Raw genomic sequence first — 17539 nt, 5'->3', positions numbered from 1 at the left:
CAGCAGGAATTCTCCCGTGATCCACAATATCGTTCGCCGTCCTCAGGTTGATGACAGTCATCTTTCTCCCTCCTTGCCGCCCTTGCTGCGACAGCTATACGCCAGAAGAGGCGTTCAGCCCGATGAGTGCCAACTTGAGCTGGCTGGTTTACTTAGGCCTAATACCATGCTGGGACTGGATAAAGCCGCTGCCATAGTGGCCGATGCCATGGCCGATAATGCCCGAATCCTTATTGTGGGTGATTTCGATGCCGATGGTGCCACCAGTACCAGTGTCTGTATGTTGGCACTGCGTATGATGGGCGCTGCGGACGTGAGCTATCTGATCCCCAATCGCTTTGATTATGGTTATGGGCTGAGTCCTGAGATTGTGGCTGTGGCTCACAGTCAGGGAGCCCAATTGCTTATCACTGTAGATAATGGCATCTCCTCCATCGAGGGTGTGGCAGCCGCCAAAGCCCTTGGCATGAAAGTGGTGGTGACCGATCATCACCTGCCCGGCGCAGAAGTGCCCGATGCGGATGCCATTGTGAACCCCAATCAGCATGGCTGTGACTTTGCCAGCAAGTCCATTGCCGGAGTAGGCGTTGCTTTCTATTTAATGTCTTCTCTTCGTGGCGAGCTCAGGAACCGGGGCTGGTTTGCGCAACAAGGTATTGCCGAACCTAATCTGGCGACCTTATTGGATATTGTTGCTTTGGGTACAGTGGCGGATGTGGTCGCGCTGGATGCCAACAATCGAATATTGGTTGAAGCCGGGCTTAAGCGGGTGCGGGCAGGGCGCTGCCGCCCCGGGATCACGGCTTTGCTGGATGTAGCCAAGCGCAATCCTCAACGCATGGTGGCCTCTGACTTTGGCTTTGCCGTGGGTCCCAGATTGAACGCAGCCGGTCGTCTGGATGAGATGGCGCTGGGGGTGGAAACCCTGCTGTGCGAAGACATCCATTTAGCCCGTCGCATGGCGGCGGAGCTGGATGGTTTGAATGCTGAACGTCGGGAACTTGAGACCGGAATGCAGGCAGAAGCGCTCAAAAGCCTGGAGTCGATGGAGTTTAATGAGAGTGAGTTGCCCTGGGGTATCGCGCTGTTTCAGGACGACTGGCATCAGGGGGTGATAGGCATTCTGGCATCCCGTATCAAGGACAGATATCACAGACCGGTTATCGCTTTCGCTGATGCAGGTGAAGGTTTGATAAAAGGGTCTGCCCGCTCTATTAAAGGTTTGCATATGCGGGATACGCTTGAGCTGATTAACGCTCGTTATCCGGGCATGATTACCAAATTCGGTGGTCATGCTATGGCTGCAGGGTTGAGTTTGAAGGCGGATAGCTATCAGGAGTTTGCCAACGCTTTTGACGATGCGGTAAAGGCGCTGCTTAAGCCGGAGCAACTGACAGGAGAGATCCTCAGTGATGGTGAGCTATCCGCTGATATGATGAATCTGGATATCGCCATGATGCTGAGAAGCGCCGGTCCCTGGGGGCAGGCGTTTGAAGAGCCGCTATTTGATGGTTATTTTCGTCTGATTCAGCAACGTGTTGTGGGTGAAAAGCATTTGAAGATGGTGGTGGAAACTGAGTGTGGCGGTGCCATGCTCGATGCCATCGCGTTTAATGTGGACCTTAAGACCTGGCCTGATGCCAGTATTGGGCATGTCCGTCTTGCTTACCGACTGGACGTGAATGAGTTCCGTGGGAATCAATCGGTACAACTGCTGGTGGAGCAGCTGGAGCCCCGTTAAGAAAGGAAGAGATGCGAGCATACTCGCATCTCTTTCAGGCACAAACTGAGCGGGATCAGTTTTTGAGTGTTTGTACGCCCTCAGGGGTACCGACCAGCAGTACATCTGCGCCACGCTCGGCGAACAGGCCGTTGGTTACTACGCCAACAATCGCGTTGATCTGGGTTTCTAACTCTTTTGGATTCAGGATCTTCAGGTTATAAACATCCAGAATCACGTTGCCATTGTCTGTGACCACACCTTCACGGTAAACCGGGTCACCGCCCAGCTTAACCAGCTGACGCGCCACATAGGAGCGAGCCATAGGGATCACTTCTACCGGCAGCGGGAATTCACCCAGTACGTCCACCTGCTTGGTGTTATCGACGATACAGATAAACTTGTCGGCGACAGCAGCGACGATCTTTTCCCGGGTCAAGGCGGCGCCGCCCCCTTTGATCATCGCCATATGGGGACTGATCTCATCGGCTCCATCCACATAGACAGACAGGTTGCTGACACTGTTCAGGTCAAAGACTTCAATGCCCAGAGCTTTCAGGCGCTCAGTGGAGGCTTCAGAGCTTGAAACTGCGCCTTCAATATCATCCTTCATACTGGCCAGTGCATCGATAAAGTGGTTAACGGTTGAGCCGGTACCTACACCTACAATACTGCCTTCTTCAACATAGGTCAGGGCCGCCTGAGCCGCCGCCTTTTTCATTTCGTCTTGAGTCATCTTAGTCCTTCCAAATGGAGCCGGGAAATGGCGCGTATTATAACCCGCATTGCAGTGTGCTTAGGTATTTTTCTATGAAAATACAATCATTATGTTTGGACTCAGTGATGGAGTAGAGTAGTTCTTATCTATCAGTGCCAATGATAAGTTTTGGGGGAAACTATGGCCGGTGCGAGTTTATTGACCTTATTGGATGATATTGCCGCTGTGCTGGATGATGTGGCGGTAATGAGCAAAGTGGCTGCCCGAAAAACTGCCGGGGTGCTGGGGGATGACCTGGCGCTTAATGCCCAGCAGGTAACCGGTGTCAGTGCAGAGCGGGAGCTACCTGTGGTGTGGGCGGTAGCCAGGGGCTCATTTATCAATAAGGCGATTTTAGTGCCGGCGGCGTTGCTTATCAGTGCGTTTGCGCCATTTCTGGTTACGCCCTTATTAATGTTCGGTGGCCTGTTTCTGTGTTTTGAAGGGGTAGAGAAGCTCTACCACAGCTGGTTTCATCAAGAGCTGAAGGCTGAAGAGGAACTTCCGGCTGACCTGGATCTGGAGGCGTGGGAAAAGGAGAAGGTAAAAGGGGCTATTCGCACCGACTTCATTCTTTCCGCCGAGATTATCGCCATCACTCTTGGGGTGGTGGCGGATGCCAGCTTTACAACGCAACTGGTCACCCTGAGCATTATCGCCATTGCCATGACCATAGGTGTGTATGGCTTGGTGGCGGCCATTGTCAAAATGGACGACGCAGGCTTGTATCTGGTGAGTAAGGAGGGAGCTTCCTCCGGGGCCAAATGGCTGGGGAATATGCTGCTGGCGGCGGCACCAAAGCTGATGAAACTATTGGCGGTTGTCGGCACGCTGGCCATGTTTATGGTGGGGGGCGGAATTCTGGTGCACGGCATGCACTCAGTGGCTGAGTATTTTGCTCAGTTGGCTGCGAGCGTAGAGTCTGTCGCTGTGGCAGGTCCTGTGCTGGCGTATATCATGCCGACTGTGCTTAATGCCCTGTTTGGCGTCGTGGCAGGTATCGGCGCGTTAATCCTGGTCTCTTTGGTGAATAAGCTCCGCGGTAAAGCGGCACACTGAAAGCACTCGATAGCGCTTTCCGATTACCCTTTGCAGATGAGTCCCAGCTGTTTTTTCAGCAGGGGCTCAAGGGTCTCCAGCTTAATATAACCTCTCATGTAACTGATAAACTCACCATTGCTATCAGCAACAAGTGTCATTGGCGTAGCAGGTAAGTTTCCAACAGAGTTGATCATCTCCTGACCGGCGATAAAACCCGGAAAGTCAGGCTTCATTTTCCACAGTTCACGCTTAAGACTGGCTTTGTCACCATGGGTGCCAAGTGCCACTATCTGCAACTCTTCGCCACAGTGGCTGAGCAGCTTATTAAAGGCTCTGCCCTGTTTAAAGCACCAGGGACAGTCAGGCTCATAGAACATGAGTAGTGTGGGTTTGCCCTTAAGGTGCTTGAGATTACTGATACTGCCGTCACTTAGACTTTGATGTTCAAACCCCAGCAGTTCCAGTGCCACTGCGCGGGGAGCGATCGCGCCGAGCATTAGAATCAACACCGTCAGTGACAGCAGGCCTGTCCATGGCGACTGTCTTGTTGATGAGTGGCCGTGATGGCCATTGGTGTTGCTGCCGGGGTTTTGCATCAAACTGTCCTTTTACTGTTATCTGCCTGGGTTAAAATTCAGCTTTGAAGCCTGCGTAGACTTCTCGGCCGCGCAGAGGGCCCCAGATATATGCCACGTCATAGCCACCATCAGTGTCGAAGAACAGTGGAGTTTCCCCCTCATTCACCTGGGTGTAATCAAACAGGTTGTTAACCCCGGCATAGAAATCGATATTGTCGGTAATCGCCTTGGTCACCTTGAGATCAAGTGTCCAGTAGGAGGGAGCGTCAGTGGACTTTTTGGAGCTTTCGATCACATTGCCGTTGCCATCAACCTGGTTGTAACCCTCATAACCGTATTCAGATAGATCCCGGGAGCCGACCCATACCAGATTGGCGAAGATATCCCAGCCGCCAATCAGATAATCAGCATTCAGGGTCAGTCGTTCTTCTACCGGGGCGATGGCGTAGGAGGATTTAAAGGCGTCATCATAAAAGAAACCTTCCGCGGTAAAGCCCAGAGTCAGGTCGTCAGTCAGGTCATAGCCCAGAGCGATATCCGCAGTGGTCACAGCCGCTTTCTCATCCAGTTGCGTCAGCAGCGGAATGCCTTCGTCGGTTTCTGTCAGGCTGGCCAGGTGTTCAACTTCAGTCCATGCCAACGAAGTGGTCATGGTCAGGTCATTGCCCGCATAGCTCAGGGCGTAGGTGGCAGACGTGGAACGCTCCAGTTCATCGATGTCGATGGCAAAGCCCAGATCCGCATCCAGAATACCGTGGTCGGTTTCAAAGAAAGAGAGTGGCGCGCGGTAGCCGCGACCGGCGGAGAGACGTGACGTCCACTCGTCGTTGTGGCTGTAGCGAATGTCGACCCGTGGGGCGAGAATCGACTTGTCTATCTCTTTACCCGGCTTCTTGGGGTCGATAAAGTCAGCCTGAACGTTGTCGTAACGCAGCGCCATGGCGATTTCCAGGGCGTCAGTCGCTTGCCAGGTGTCCTGCAGGTAGAAGCCCAGAGTGTCATAGTCGAAGGAGTCAGACACATACTTATCGGGTGCTGCCACTTCGCCGCTGGACTGAGATCGCATCTCTTCGGTTCTGTGGTCGACGCCAAAGGTCAACAGGTGACTGGCGTTGAGAAAGTAGTTAAATCTGGCGTCGAAGTACATCATGGTGTCTTCGGCGTAGTAACGAAAGCCTTCGTAAAATGAATCCTGACTGTGGTCGGAGTACACACCTGACAGCGTCATGTTCAGGTCATCATTGAGTTCCCGCAACCAACTCAGGGTCACCTCATCACGCTGAGTATGGATCCACTCTGTGGTTTCCCAGGCTTTACCCACAAAGTCGTTGCGTACGTCGCTGCCATCAAACAACAGATCAGAATCGACACCGTCGTAACCGGCGATAATTGTGCCTATGCTGCTGGCCACACCATCAGCAAACTCAGCGCCAATCATTGGACCGCCAATAATTTCTGAGTCTACATTGGAGTACCTCAGGGTCAGGTTGTCCTTATCTGTCAGATCATGGGATAGTCGGGCGGTAAAGGTACGGTTTTCCTGAGAGGGAGCCTCGTTCACCAGGTTGTTGTCTTCATCTACCTGATCTCTGGCATCGTACTGCGCAATTAAAGTCGCGCGGGTTTTGCCGTCTTCACTGATACCTGTCCCCAGAATACCTATCTTGCGGTTACCATCCTCACCCACAGAAACATCCACTGTGGCAGCATTCTCCGTGGCGGTTTTGGTAATGACGTTGATGGTGCCGCCTATGGCTTCAGGGGCGATAAGGGATGCACCGGCGCCGCGGGCTACTTCAATACGGTCTACCCCTGTAGTGGGAATGGCATCCACGGCATAGTAGCCGGCAATCATGGCATGCACCGGCAGGCCATCAACCAGCAGCGTGGTTTGTTCGCCACGCAGACCGTTCAACATGATGCGTTTTACCCCGCACATGGAGCATTCGTTGGAAACCCGCACACCGGGAGTGTTGTCAATCGCTTCGGTCAGGTTGACGGCATTTTTGTTTTCAATCAGTTCGGCACTGACGATTTCCGTTTTCATGATGCTGTCGGTCAGTACTCCGGCCTTTTCCAGGCGCTGGCGTACACCGCGAACTTCAATGGTTTCCATTTCTTCTTCTGCGGCTTGCTGTTGGGACGCGGCACGGGTCTCTTTACTGTGTGCTGCAACCAAAGGGGATTGCATGGCCAGGATGACAGCCAGTGCCAGGGTGCTTTTTGTGAACATGGATCCAGTCTCTTCTGTTGATATTGTTATTTAGCGTATGGGGTGTATTGCGGATTTAAAGGTTAATGATAATGGTTATCATGATCAATAAAAGCTTTGTGAATTTGTTGTTTTATGGTTGGAAAGTCTGACAAGTGTCACAAAGTGTTGCTGATATCGCTAAATTAGCGGTCCACAGTAAACCTGAGGGACGAGAAGGAAACCAGAGCAGCACTATGGCTTAGGTATGAGAGGGCATGTTGTTACGCAAGCAACCAGGATAAATGAAGGGAGGCTATGGGGGAGACAACCGGTACAACTGGGTACCGGTTGTCCTGACAAGGGGTTAATCGTGTGGCTTCAAAATGGGGTAACGCAGCAGCAGATCCGCCAGTGACAAGGGCTGGGCATAGAAATATCCCTGCACCAGATGAACCCCTTTAGCGGACAGATAATCAAGCTGCTGTTGGGTTTCCACCCCTTCTGCAATCATCTCCATACTGGTCTCACGACCGAAGGCAATAATGGAGTTCAGCACTCCTCGCTTAAGGTCATCTGTACCTATGGTATCGATAAACATCTTGTCGATTTTAATGCACTTGATCCCCAGCTTATGCAGGTAGCCAAAGCCGCCAAAACCTGTACCAAAATCGTCCAGTTTGACGCCATGGCAGATCTTACCCAGGGTCTCAATCTCTTTTACCGCAGCGCTGAAGTTGGTCATTGGCTGCCGCTCAGTGAGCTCAAAACAGATTCGGCTGATATCTGTCTCTTTGGACTTGAGATATTGACTTAACAGGCCTTTCTCAAGGTGTTCTGCGACCACATTGATACTCACCCAACCCTGAAGGGAAGGAAGATCCTGGCAAATTTTCTCCAGCAGCAGGTGGGTCATGGGGATGATAAGTCCATGTTCCTCCGCATAGGGAATAAACTGGCTGGGAGGGATTAATTGTCCATCGGGCCGCTGCCATCGAATCAGGACTTCCTGACCTATCAGCTCACCGGTCTGGGTATCGATTACAGGTTGGTAGTAGGGGATAAACTCGCCATTTTCCAGACCTCTTCTAATCAGGTATCCGGGAGAGATACGGCGGTTACGCCAGTGCGCAACCAACCAGTTGGCAGCAAAGCCAATACCCAGAGATGACAGCAGCAGTACCAGCCACACCTGCTCGCTGACCTCTTTGTGCAACTGATCGCCAGCATTAAGGGTCAGCTCGAGTCCAAAGGCATCTGCATCCCGGGCTCGGGTGTACTTATACCTGTCTTGTCTCAGCACTGTTGGCCCAAGCAGAATAGGTTTCAGTTCAGGGTAGTTGAATACCAACTGGTAGCAGTTTTTACAGTTGTTATTGAGCATATCGCTGTAGACACGGTTATTTACCATGGCCAGCAGGCGATGGGGGCCCAACTGCAATATATAAACCAGCGCGCGACTTTCCAGCAGGGGCGAACGGCTGGTGCCCAGATAGATAGGAACACCATCCACCTTTTTCACACTATCCAGATGGAAATCAACCGGCGTCCCCAGATTGGAACAACGTTGCGCGCCGGCCAGTTCAAGTTGTACTACCCGAACTTCACTGGGGCTTATCCCGGGGCTGGACAACAGGGCTTGATCTTTGGCGCCACAGTCAAAGTTAAAAGCATTGACCAATTGATTGTGGGCATCTTTCGACTCGCCGTTATGGGTTTGCTGGTTAATCAGGCCAGTAATACTATCCATAGTTTGTTGCATCCGATAATCCACCAGGTGCGCAGTCAACATTTTATGGGTCGACAGCGCAGCCAGAATGGGCAACACAAATAGCATGACGCCAATGAGCAGGGCATGCCTGTCCAAAGAGTGCAGCTTTGGTGCGAATGCTGAGATCACGATTCCTCTTTACTTCAAGGTGTGAAGACGTCAGTTATTGAGGTCTATAGATGAAGATTGGGGGTTGAAAATTGATACAGAGCATCAGGGGTGGCTATCTCTGGTAGAGGTATATCCCAGCTTTCCACTGGCAACGCAGACACCTTTTGACACTCATGTGCAATTCCCATGGCTGCAGGTGCATTGCTGCAAGCCAGGGTTCGGTCGTAAAAACCGCCGCCCATGCCAAGGCGGTTTCCCTGTTTATCGAAGGCAACCAAAGGCGTCAGGATCAGGTCCAGCTTATGCAAAGGCACAAGTTGACTGATGTCGAGCCTGGGCTCGGCTATCCCATAGCGATTGGTGGTCATCGGGGAATCGGGGTGGTAGTGGAGAAACAGCAAATGCCCGGGGGAGAAGGGGTGCAATACCGGCAGCGCGACGAGAATATTGTGTTGCCACAGCGCCTGAATAAGAGGAAGGGTATTGAGTTCACCGTCGTTGGAGAGGTAAAGGGCGATATGTTGGACTTGACGTTTGAGCAGCTCAGGTAGCAGCAGGTCGACGAGCTGTTGTGTCGCCTCTGTCTGCTGGGCAGCTGTAAGTTTGCTGCGCTGTTGCCTTATTCGGCGTCTGAGTTCTGCTCTGGTTTCCACAATTAAGGAAATACTTTATTTATCAATTATCTGCATACATACAGATAAACTGAATTTTGGTGCTCTCCAGGGTGCCGATGCGGGTGTAGCCCTTGAACCGTAGGTTCAAGGCGGGTAAATGATTACCTCCTAAGGCTTCTCGGTACGGGCCGAGCATGCTCAATGTCAGTAAAGCATTCACCCTGGGTTTAAAAATATCGGCACAGGGACATTACCTGCTGTCGCACACCCCAGAGAGCGAATTTGGATTGACTGAAACCCGGTTTATTCCGATGTGGTTTCGGTACTCTTATCCCCTCGGCTGCGCTCAACCAGCGCATTTTCGAGGGTTGACTGCAACAGACCGATACGCTCATCCATCTGTCTGATGTAGTCCTGATTCTTTTTCTGCTCTTCAAACAACTCATAGCCTATGTTCAGGGCCGCCATGATGGCCAGCTCTTCCCGGCTCAAACTGTTGGTTCGTGACCTCAGGGAAGCGAGTTGTTTCTCAAGCTTAGTGGCAACCGCTTTCAACGCGGCTTCCTGACCCGCCGGACAGGCGATAGAGTACGTGCGCCCCTGAAGGGTGATATCAACTGCACTGTTACTCATTTTTCGCTGTGTTCCTTACCTGGGTCTCTTGAGGCGGACTATATAAGGCCGGGGGCCAAAGTGCAAGATAAGCAGTGCGTGAAATAGCGCGGGATCACTGTGCTTGCCCAAGGAGTGAACAGCATGCCAATCTGCGACGAAAATTTGTGCCCACGAGCGGGTGCTTCCCTTGGTCACAGACACCACATCTGCTAGCATTGCTGGATTAAATCTGTATTTGGACTCAAACACCTATGGCGACCCCTCCCTCCCTTTGTATCGACAAATTGAAAACCGCTCTGAGCGCTGCAGAGATAGGACAACATCCAGTCGAAGTTCACGGTGCTCTGGTGGGCCTGATCAGTGGCGGAGTGTCTGTCAATCGTGATGGCTGGCAAAAGCCTTTGGCGGAGCTGATGAATGATGGTCAACCACTGACAGGTGAACTTAAGGTGCTGGTAGGTGAGATGTATCAGGATGCCCTGACCCGTCTGGCAGATGCTGAATTTGGCTTTGTACCATTATTGCCAGAGGAGGAAGAGCCTCTGGCCTCAAGAGTTGAAGCCCTGTCACTTTGGGTGCAGAGCTTCCTGACCGGCCTGGCGATTATCCAGCCGAAGTTAAATCAGGCTTCTGCTGATGTTCGTGAAGTTATCCAGGATCTGGCGGAGATTGCCCGGGTAGAGCTGGATGTGACTGAAGATGAAGAGTCCGAGGCCGCTTATATGGAAATTCTGGAGTTTGTCCGTATGTCGGCCATTTTGTGTTATGCCGAGTTTGGTCCTGAGCCAAGTGTGGACGATGCCGCAGAAGACAAAATTATTCACTGATAGAGTGAACCGAATGGCGGCATTGGCCGCCATTTTTTCATCAATAAAAAACAGGCGCCGGGCGCCAAATGAAGCGTATGAGCAGCGAATCGACTCAATCTCATTATGATGTAGTGATTATTGGTGGTGCCATGGCTGGTGCCACATTGGCCCTGGGCCTGGCAAAACTTGGCGCATCCGGTCGCAAGCTGCGTATAGCGCTGGTTGAGGCCTTCAAAGTCAGCAAGTCGCATCCCGGCTTTGATGCCAGAGCCATTGCACTTTCACATGGCTCTGTTCATCAACTTGATACTCTTGGACTCTGGGCTGCACTCAGACATCTTGGAACAAAGATTGACACCATTCATGTGTCCGATCGCGGCCATTTTGGTATGACGCGAATGGATGCCGAAGCGTTTAAGGTGCCGGCATTTGGTCAGGTGGTTGAGCTGGCAGCAGTAGGGCAGGTGCTGGATGCCATGCTGGAAAAGTCTGATATCAGCTATTTTTGCCCCGATTCACTGCAACAGATCGATGCCGGTGAACACTGCCATACCCTCACTCTGAGCAGTGGCGCGCAACTCACGGCGTCTCTGGTGGTCGCCGCCGATGGTGCCCAGTCCAAAGTTCGCCAGCAATTTAAGCTGCAACAAACCCTGACAGAGTTTGGCCAAAGTGCGGTCATTGCCAATGTCGCAGTAACTGATGGAAAACCGGGTATGGCCTGGGAAAGGTTCACCGAATCCGGTCCGCTGGCCATGCTGCCAATGTCTCGAGTGGACGGTCTTCACCGGCTATCTGTGGTGTGGGCGCTGGAACATGAACAGGCTGAGCGGGTGATGACGCTGGATGATTCAGATTTTCTGGCTGAACTGCAACAGGCATTCGGCTATCGTGCTGGCCGCTTTGTGCAGGCAGGAACGCGCCACTGTTACCCGTTGACCATGAGTGTGATGCCAAGGCCGGGCTATCATCGTTGTGTATTTATTGGCAATGCTGCCCAGACCTTGCATCCGATTGCCGGTCAGGGATTTAACCTGGGCCTCAGGGATGTGGTTGACTTGATTGCCTGTATCGATAAGCAGTTGTGCTCAGGTGAAGATGTAGGCGCAACCACTCTGGTGCATGACTTTCTTCGCAGCCGGGCTGAAGACAGACAATCGACAGTCACCAATATTGAATTTTTGGTCAGGGGCTTTTCAAACAATTATCTGCCGCTGACTGCAGGACGCAACATGGGATTGCGTCTGCTTTCCTGGATACCGCCGCTGAAAACGCCTTTGGCTCATCAAGCCATGGGTTGGCGGAGTGTTGAAGCCAGAGGGATATGAGCAACTAAAACATGATTACAACACAAACCTATGATGTTGCCATCGTCGGCGGTGGCATGGTTGGGCTGGCGATAGCCTGTGGTCTGGCCGAGGCCGGGGTAAAAACCCTGGTAATAGATGCCGGCGAGTGCCAGCCAGTGACAGGTCACCCAAGGTTGAGAGTCAGCGCCATCAATCAGGCCAGTCAGTGCCTGTTGAACAATCTGGGCGCCTGGAGCTATATCGATGCCCAGCGCACAGGCCCTTACCGCCGTATGGAAGTGTGGGACAAAGATGGTCTGGGTAAGATCAGCTTCGATGCCGAAAGTCTGTCTGAGCCTGCGCTGGGCGCTATTGTCGAGAATGATGCCATCAGTTACGCACTGGCACGCAGTGCAGCCGGTTTAGCCAATGTGACTCACCTTGAAGGTGTCCGCATGGAGAAGCTGGCCTTTGGTGAGCGGGAAGCCTGGCTGACACTGGATAATGGCGATCAGGTGAGTGCTGCATTGGTGGTGGCTGCCGATGGTGCTCAGTCTCAGGTGCGTAGCCTGTGCCAGATCCCTCTGACCTTCTGGGATTACGGCCATCATGCCATCGTCGCGACCATCAGAACCGAGCAGCCCCATAACTCAACAGCCAGACAGGCGTTTCTGGGGGATGGCGTGCTGGCTTTCCTGCCGCTCAATGAAGACAACCTCTGTTCGATTGTCTGGTCAGTGGCACCGGAACAGGCGGCCAGCTTGCTTGCCGCCACAGATGAAGAGTTTGAGAAGCGTCTGACTGTGGCGATGGACGGACGCCTTGGCATGTGTCGACTGGCCGGTGATGGCAAGCGCGTGTCGTTCCCGCTGCGGATGCGTTACGCCAGACACTTTGCCCGTCATCGACTTATTCTGGCCGGTGATGCGGCTCATACCATACATCCGCTGGCGGGGCAGGGCGTGAACCTGGGCTTTTTGGATGCCGCAGCCATTGTCGATACCGTGGCTGAATTGAAACAGGCCGGAAAGGACATAGGCGAATATCGCCATTTGCGGGCGCTGGAACGTTGGCGCAAGGCTGACGCACTGGAGATGATTACCGCAATGGAAGGGTTTAAGCAGTTGTTCGCGGGAAGTAATCCAATCAAAAAAGCGATCAGGGATCTGGGTTTGAATCTGGTTGATTCAGTCTCTCCTCTGAAAACACTGTTCATCCAACAGGCCATGGGTAAAAAATCCGGTCTGCCCAGGCTTTGCCGCTAAAGGTCCTTATCCCAGCAGTGGCGGGGGATCGGCTTTGAAAGCCCGCTGCTGCGTTGAAGATAACTAATTATTCGCATTATTTTTACTAATGCACTAAGCAGTTGGTGATGAATATCTTTTTGTATACAAAACCACAACGGGCGGTATAATTTTGCCGCATTTCCAAAGCAGGTTGTCTCGGCAGTGATGACTTAATCTGTAAGTCCTGATTACGCTGCTGATTAACAGGCGAAGACCTGATGAGATGACCTCAGACCCATAGAAGGGATTACAATGGCTAATAAAACCGTACTCTACACCAAGCACCTGGAATCCGGTGCCAAGATGGTCGATTTCCATGGTTGGGATATGCCCCTGAACTATGGCTCGCAAATCGAAGAACACCACGCCGTGCGTCAGGACGCAGGCATGTTCGACGTGTCCCACATGACAGTGGTCGACATTACCGGAACCGGTGCCAAAGCCTTCCTCCAGCGCCTGCTGGCTAATGACGTAGCCAAGCTCAAGGTGTCCGGCAAAGCCCTGTACGGCGGCATGCTGAACCACGACGCCGGGGTAATCGACGATTTGATTACCTATTATCTGAACGATGACTTCTACCGTATCGTAGTGAACTCGGCCACCCGTGAAAAAGATCTGGCCTGGATTGCGCTGCAAACCGAAGGCTTTGATGTCACTGTCACCGAGCGTCCTGAACTGGCGATGATTGCAGTCCAGGGCCCGAATGCCAAAGCCAAAGCTGCAGAGGTATTCAATGCTGAGCAGAACGCTGCAGTGGAAGGAATGAAGCCTTTCTTCGGTGTTCAGGCTGGTGAGCTGTTTATTGCCACTACCGGTTACACAGGTGAAGCGGGTTACGAGATTATCGTACCTGAAGCCCAGGCTGAGGCACTGTGGCAGGCATTACTCGATGCCGGCGTGCGTCCCTGTGGTCTGGGTGCCCGGGATACCCTGCGTCTGGAAGCCGGTATGAACCTGTATGGTCAGGATATGGACGAAACCGTTAACCCTCTGGCAGCCAACATGGGCTGGACCATTGCCTGGGAACCGTCTGAGCGCGACTTTATTGGTCGTGAAGCGTTGAGTGCCATCAAGGCTGCCGGTGCTGACAAGCTGGTCGGTTTGGTGATGGAGACCAAAGGGGTACTGCGCCATGGCATGACAGTATGTTTCAATGATGACGCCGGTGCAGAGCACAAGGGCGTGATCACCAGCGGTACTTTTTCTCCGACATTGGGTTATTCTATCGCGATGGCTCGCGTCGATGCGGGTATTGGTGAGACTGCCGAAGTCGAAGTGCGTAACAAAAGAGTCCCTGTCAGGGTGGTATCTCCCTGCTTTGTACGCAACGGAAAACAAGCTTTCTAAGAGATAACGGAACAAGGAATTATAACAATGAGCAACATCCCAACCGAGCTGAAGTATGCATCCTCTCACGAGTGGGTTCGCAAAGAGGAAGATGGCAGCTACACAATCGGTATTACTGAGCACGCCCAGGAACTGCTCGGCGATATGGTGTTTGTTGAGCTGCCTGAAGTAGGTGACACTGTCAACGCTGGTGAAGATTGTGCTGTGGCAGAGTCTGTAAAGGCAGCATCTGACATCTACGCACCTCTGTCAGGTGAAGTACTGGCGGTAAACGAAGCACTGGAAGAGTCTCCAGAGCTGGTAAACAGTGATGCATATGGTGATGGCTGGTTCTTCCGTGTCATGCCAACTGATGCCGCTGAGCTGGATAACCTGCTGGATGCAGAAGCCTATCAGGCTGTTATCGACGAAGAGTAAGCTGTACCCAATACAAAGCCCCCGCGGGGGCTTTGTTTGTATCTGTGCCCCTTTTAGACCGGCGCTTAAGCCGGCAGTAAGATAGAACAAGGCGTATCATGACCAAACAATCCCTGACCCAGCTAGAGCAGCACGAACAATTTATTGGCCGTCATATCGGGCCGGATGCCGAACAACAGCGTGAAATGCTGTCCTGTGTTGGCGCCGAGTCTTTGGAAGACCTGACTGCACAGATTGTTCCTGAGTCCATCCGTCTCAAGGACGGCTTGAAGGTAGGTCCTTCCTACAATGAAGCGGAAGGTTTGGCCTATATTCGCAAGCTGGCCGACCAGAATCAGGTCTTTAAAAACTATATCGGTATGGGTTATTACGGCACTGAAGTGCCCAATGTGATCCTGCGTAACGTATTCGAAAATCCAGGTTGGTATACCGCTTATACGCCATACCAGCCGGAAATTGCCCAGGGCCGACTGGAAGCTATTCTGAACTTCCAACATCTGTCCATCGACCTGACCGGTCTGGACCTGGCCTCTGCTTCTCTGCTGGATGAAGCCACGGCCGCGGCCGAAGCTATGGCACTGGCCAAGCGCGTTTCCAAGGCCAAAAAGGCAAACACCTTCTTCGTGGCGGACGACGTTTTCCCGCAAACTCTGGATGTGATTAAGACCCGCGCCGAGTGTTTTGGTTTTGACGTGGTTGTAGGCCCGGCTGAAGAAGCGGTTAACCATGACCTGTTTGGTGCGCTGCTACAGTACACCAACCGTTTCGGCGAAATCACTGATTACACAGATCTGATTGCCAGACTGCATGAGAAGAAGGTTGTGGTGTCTGTGGGGGCCGACATCATGTCGCTGGTGATGCTCAAGTCGCCTGGCTCCATGGGTGCCGACGTGGTATTCGGCTCTGCCCAGCGCTTTGGTGTGCCTATGGGCTTCGGTGGTCCTCACGCCGCCTTCTTTGTTACCCGTGACGAGCACAAACGCTCCATGCCAGGCCGTATTATCGGTGTGTCCAAGGATACCCGTGGCAACAAGGCATTGCGCATGGCGATGCAGACCCGTGAGCAGCATATCCGTCGCGAAAAAGCCAACTCCAACATCTGTACTGCTCAGGTGCTGCTGGCGAATATGGCCTCTTTCTACGCCGTGTACCATGGCCCGGATGGTTTGAAGCGTATCGCCGGTCGTATTCACCGCCTGGCTGACATCCTGGCTACCGGCCTGAAAGCCAAGGGCATTGAGCTGGCCAACAACACCTGGTTCGACACCCTGACCTTTAAGGTGGCAGACACAGCCGCTGTCGTTAAGCGTGCTCAGGCTGCCGGAATGAACCTGCGTCAGGATGCAGAAGGCACCCTGGGTGTGAGCATAGATGAAACTACCACTCGTGCTGATATTGCTGATCTGTTTACCGTCATTGTGGGCGAAGGACATGGTCTGAAGCCTGGGTTGATTGACGATGAGCTATTGGCAGCCAATGTCGATACTATTCCGGCGGCAGTGAAGCGTGATACTGAGTTCCTGACTCACCCGACCTTTAACAGCTATCACTCAGAGACTGAGATGATGCGTTATATCAAGCGTCTGGAGAACAAGGATCTGGCGCTGAACCATTCAATGATCTCGCTGGGTTCCTGCACCATGAAGCTGAACGCTGCAGTGGAGATGATCCCTGTCAGCTGGCCTGAATTTGCCAATATGCACCCATTCTGCCCACAGGAGCAGGCGAAAGGTTACCAGCAGTTGATTGGTGAACTGTCTGAGTGGCTGGTGGATATTACCGGTTACGATGCCGTGTGCATGCAGCCTAACTCAGGTGCTCAGGGTGAATACGCCGGTCTGCTGGCGATTCGCAAGTATCATGAGTCCCGCGGCGAAGGTCACAGAAATATCTGTCTGATCCCTCAATCTGCCCATGGCACCAACCCGGCATCTGCCCAGTTGGCCGGGATGAAAGTCGTGGTTACCGCCTGTGACAAGCAGGGTAACGTGGATCTGGAAGATCTGCGTAACAAGGCGGCCGAAATGGCTGACAGCCTGTCCTGTGTGATGATCACTTACCCATCTACCCATGGTGTGTATGAAGAGACTGTGCGTGAGATCTGCGACATCATTCACGAGCACGGCGGTCAGGTATATCTGGACGGTGCCAACATGAACGCTCAGGTGGGTCTGACTACGCCTGGCTTTATCGGTGCTGACGTATCTCACCTGAACCTGCACAAGACCTTTGCTATTCCTCACGGTGGTGGTGGTCCAGGTATGGGCCCAATCGGTGTTAAATCCCATTTGGCGCCATTTGTTGCCGGTCACGCAGTGGTTAAGACAGGTGATGAAAGTCAGGATAATGGTGCTGTATCTGCTGCACCATACGGCAGTGCAGGTATCCTGCCAATCAGCTGGATGTATATTCGTCTGCTGGGGACTAAAGGTCTGACTGAGTCGACTCAAACTGCCATGCTGAGTGCCAACTATGTGGCCAAGCGCCTGGGTGAGCATTATCCGATTCTGTATCGTGGTCGCAATGGCCGTATTGCCCACGAATGTATTGTGGATCTGCGTCCGCTGAAGGAAGCGTCCGGTGTTACCGAGATGGATATCGCCAAGCGTCTGAACGACTACGGCTTCCACGCGCCAACCATGAGCTTCCCGGTTGCCGGTACTTTGATGGTTGAGCCGACAGAGTCAGAGTCCAAGGTTGAGCTGGACCGGTTTATCGACGCCATGATCTCCATTCGTCAGGAGATTGCCAAAGTGGAAAGCGGTGAATGGCCTGCGGACAATAACCCGCTGCATAATGCGCCGCATACTCTGGCTGATATTATGGACCCTGCGTTCGATGCCCGACCATACAGCCGTGAACTGGCGGTGTTCCCATCTGCTGCGGTGAAAGCCAATAAGTTCTGGCCAACAGTTAACCGTATCGATGATGTGTATGGCGACAGAAACCTGTTCTGCGCCTGTGTACCTATGAGCGAATACGAAGACTAACAG

Annotated in this window: 14 protein-coding genes and 1 other RNA gene; 8 read left to right on the top strand and 7 right to left on the bottom strand. The window is 52.7% G+C overall.

The genetic code is table 11. The features are described 5' to 3' along the window. Positions 1 to 16 precede the first annotated feature (16 nt). Positions 17 to 1741 (top strand): single-stranded-DNA-specific exonuclease RecJ, encoded by a 1725-nt coding sequence (recJ, locus tag L2725_RS07105; protein WP_249248303.1) that lies wholly within the window; start codon positions 17 to 19, stop codon positions 1739 to 1741. Positions 1742 to 1796: 55 nt separating this feature from the next. Here recJ and rpiA read toward each other — a convergent pair whose 3' ends face one another. Then, a complete protein-coding gene (gene rpiA, locus L2725_RS07100; protein ID WP_249248302.1) occupies positions 1797 to 2456 on the bottom strand; it encodes a ribose-5-phosphate isomerase RpiA in 660 nt (219 codons plus the stop codon). Between the two features lie 162 nt (positions 2457 to 2618). Between rpiA and L2725_RS07095 the strand changes: the two genes are divergently transcribed. Beyond that, positions 2619 to 3536, top strand: a complete 918-nt coding sequence (locus L2725_RS07095) for a DUF808 domain-containing protein (protein WP_249248301.1) — start codon at positions 2619 to 2621, stop codon at positions 3534 to 3536. 23 nt (positions 3537 to 3559) lie between these two features. On the opposite strand, the gene L2725_RS07090 is transcribed toward L2725_RS07095, so the two are convergent. The 6 genes from L2725_RS07090 to L2725_RS07065 form a co-directional block, all read right to left on the bottom strand. Then, positions 3560 to 4114, bottom strand: a complete 555-nt coding sequence (locus tag L2725_RS07090) for a TlpA family protein disulfide reductase (RefSeq protein ID WP_249248300.1) — start codon at positions 4112 to 4114, stop codon at positions 3560 to 3562. Positions 4115 to 4145: 31 nt separating this feature from the next. Continuing rightward, positions 4146 to 6329, bottom strand: a complete 2184-nt coding sequence (locus L2725_RS07085; RefSeq protein WP_249248299.1) for a TonB-dependent receptor plug domain-containing protein — start codon at positions 6327 to 6329, stop codon at positions 4146 to 4148. Between the two features lie 325 nt (positions 6330 to 6654). After that, positions 6655 to 8187, bottom strand: a complete 1533-nt coding sequence (locus L2725_RS07080) for an EAL domain-containing protein (protein ID WP_249248298.1) — start codon at positions 8185 to 8187, stop codon at positions 6655 to 6657. Between the two features lie 44 nt (positions 8188 to 8231). After that, complete coding sequence (locus tag L2725_RS07075; protein ID WP_249248297.1) at positions 8232 to 8822, bottom strand: 5-formyltetrahydrofolate cyclo-ligase; 591 nt, start codon at positions 8820 to 8822, stop codon at positions 8232 to 8234. A gap of 59 nt (positions 8823 to 8881) precedes the next feature. After that, a non-coding RNA gene (gene ssrS, locus L2725_RS07070) (6S RNA) lies at positions 8882 to 9062 on the bottom strand. A 24-nt stretch (positions 9063 to 9086) separates the two neighbouring features. Beyond that, positions 9087 to 9416, bottom strand: a complete 330-nt coding sequence (locus L2725_RS07065) for a cell division protein ZapA (protein ID WP_248935188.1) — start codon at positions 9414 to 9416, stop codon at positions 9087 to 9089. A gap of 233 nt (positions 9417 to 9649) precedes the next feature. On the opposite strand from L2725_RS07065, the gene L2725_RS07060 reads away from it, so the two are divergent. The 6 genes from L2725_RS07060 to gcvP all read left to right on the top strand — a co-directional run bounded on the left by L2725_RS07060 (position 9650) and on the right by gcvP (position 17536). After that, positions 9650 to 10225 (top strand): UPF0149 family protein, encoded by a 576-nt coding sequence (locus L2725_RS07060; protein ID WP_249248296.1) that lies wholly within the window; start codon positions 9650 to 9652, stop codon positions 10223 to 10225. Between the two features lie 68 nt (positions 10226 to 10293). After that, positions 10294 to 11535, top strand: a complete 1242-nt coding sequence (gene ubiH / locus L2725_RS07055; protein ID WP_249248295.1) for a 2-octaprenyl-6-methoxyphenyl hydroxylase — start codon at positions 10294 to 10296, stop codon at positions 11533 to 11535. Positions 11536 to 11546: 11 nt separating this feature from the next. After that, positions 11547 to 12761 (top strand): FAD-dependent oxidoreductase, encoded by a 1215-nt coding sequence (locus L2725_RS07050; RefSeq protein WP_249248293.1) that lies wholly within the window; start codon positions 11547 to 11549, stop codon positions 12759 to 12761. 273 nt (positions 12762 to 13034) lie between these two features. Then, the gene (gene gcvT / locus L2725_RS07045; protein ID WP_249248292.1) at positions 13035 to 14129 is read left to right on the top strand and encodes a glycine cleavage system aminomethyltransferase GcvT; all 1095 of its coding nucleotides are present in this window, start codon (positions 13035 to 13037) and stop codon (positions 14127 to 14129) included. Positions 14130 to 14156: 27 nt separating this feature from the next. Beyond that, the gene (gene gcvH / locus L2725_RS07040; RefSeq protein WP_115135906.1) at positions 14157 to 14546 is read left to right on the top strand and encodes a glycine cleavage system protein GcvH; all 390 of its coding nucleotides are present in this window, start codon (positions 14157 to 14159) and stop codon (positions 14544 to 14546) included. Between the two features lie 98 nt (positions 14547 to 14644). Continuing rightward, positions 14645 to 17536, top strand: a complete 2892-nt coding sequence (gcvP, locus tag L2725_RS07035; protein ID WP_249248291.1) for an aminomethyl-transferring glycine dehydrogenase — start codon at positions 14645 to 14647, stop codon at positions 17534 to 17536. The last annotated feature ends 3 nt before the right edge of the window (positions 17537 to 17539 follow it).

Source organism: Shewanella corallii, from assembly GCF_023349125.1.
Classification (GTDB): domain Bacteria; phylum Pseudomonadota; class Gammaproteobacteria; order Enterobacterales; family Shewanellaceae; genus Shewanella; species Shewanella corallii.
The sequence above is the reverse complement of the archived record's forward strand: the minus strand, read 5'-3'. Positions and strand labels throughout refer to the sequence as shown.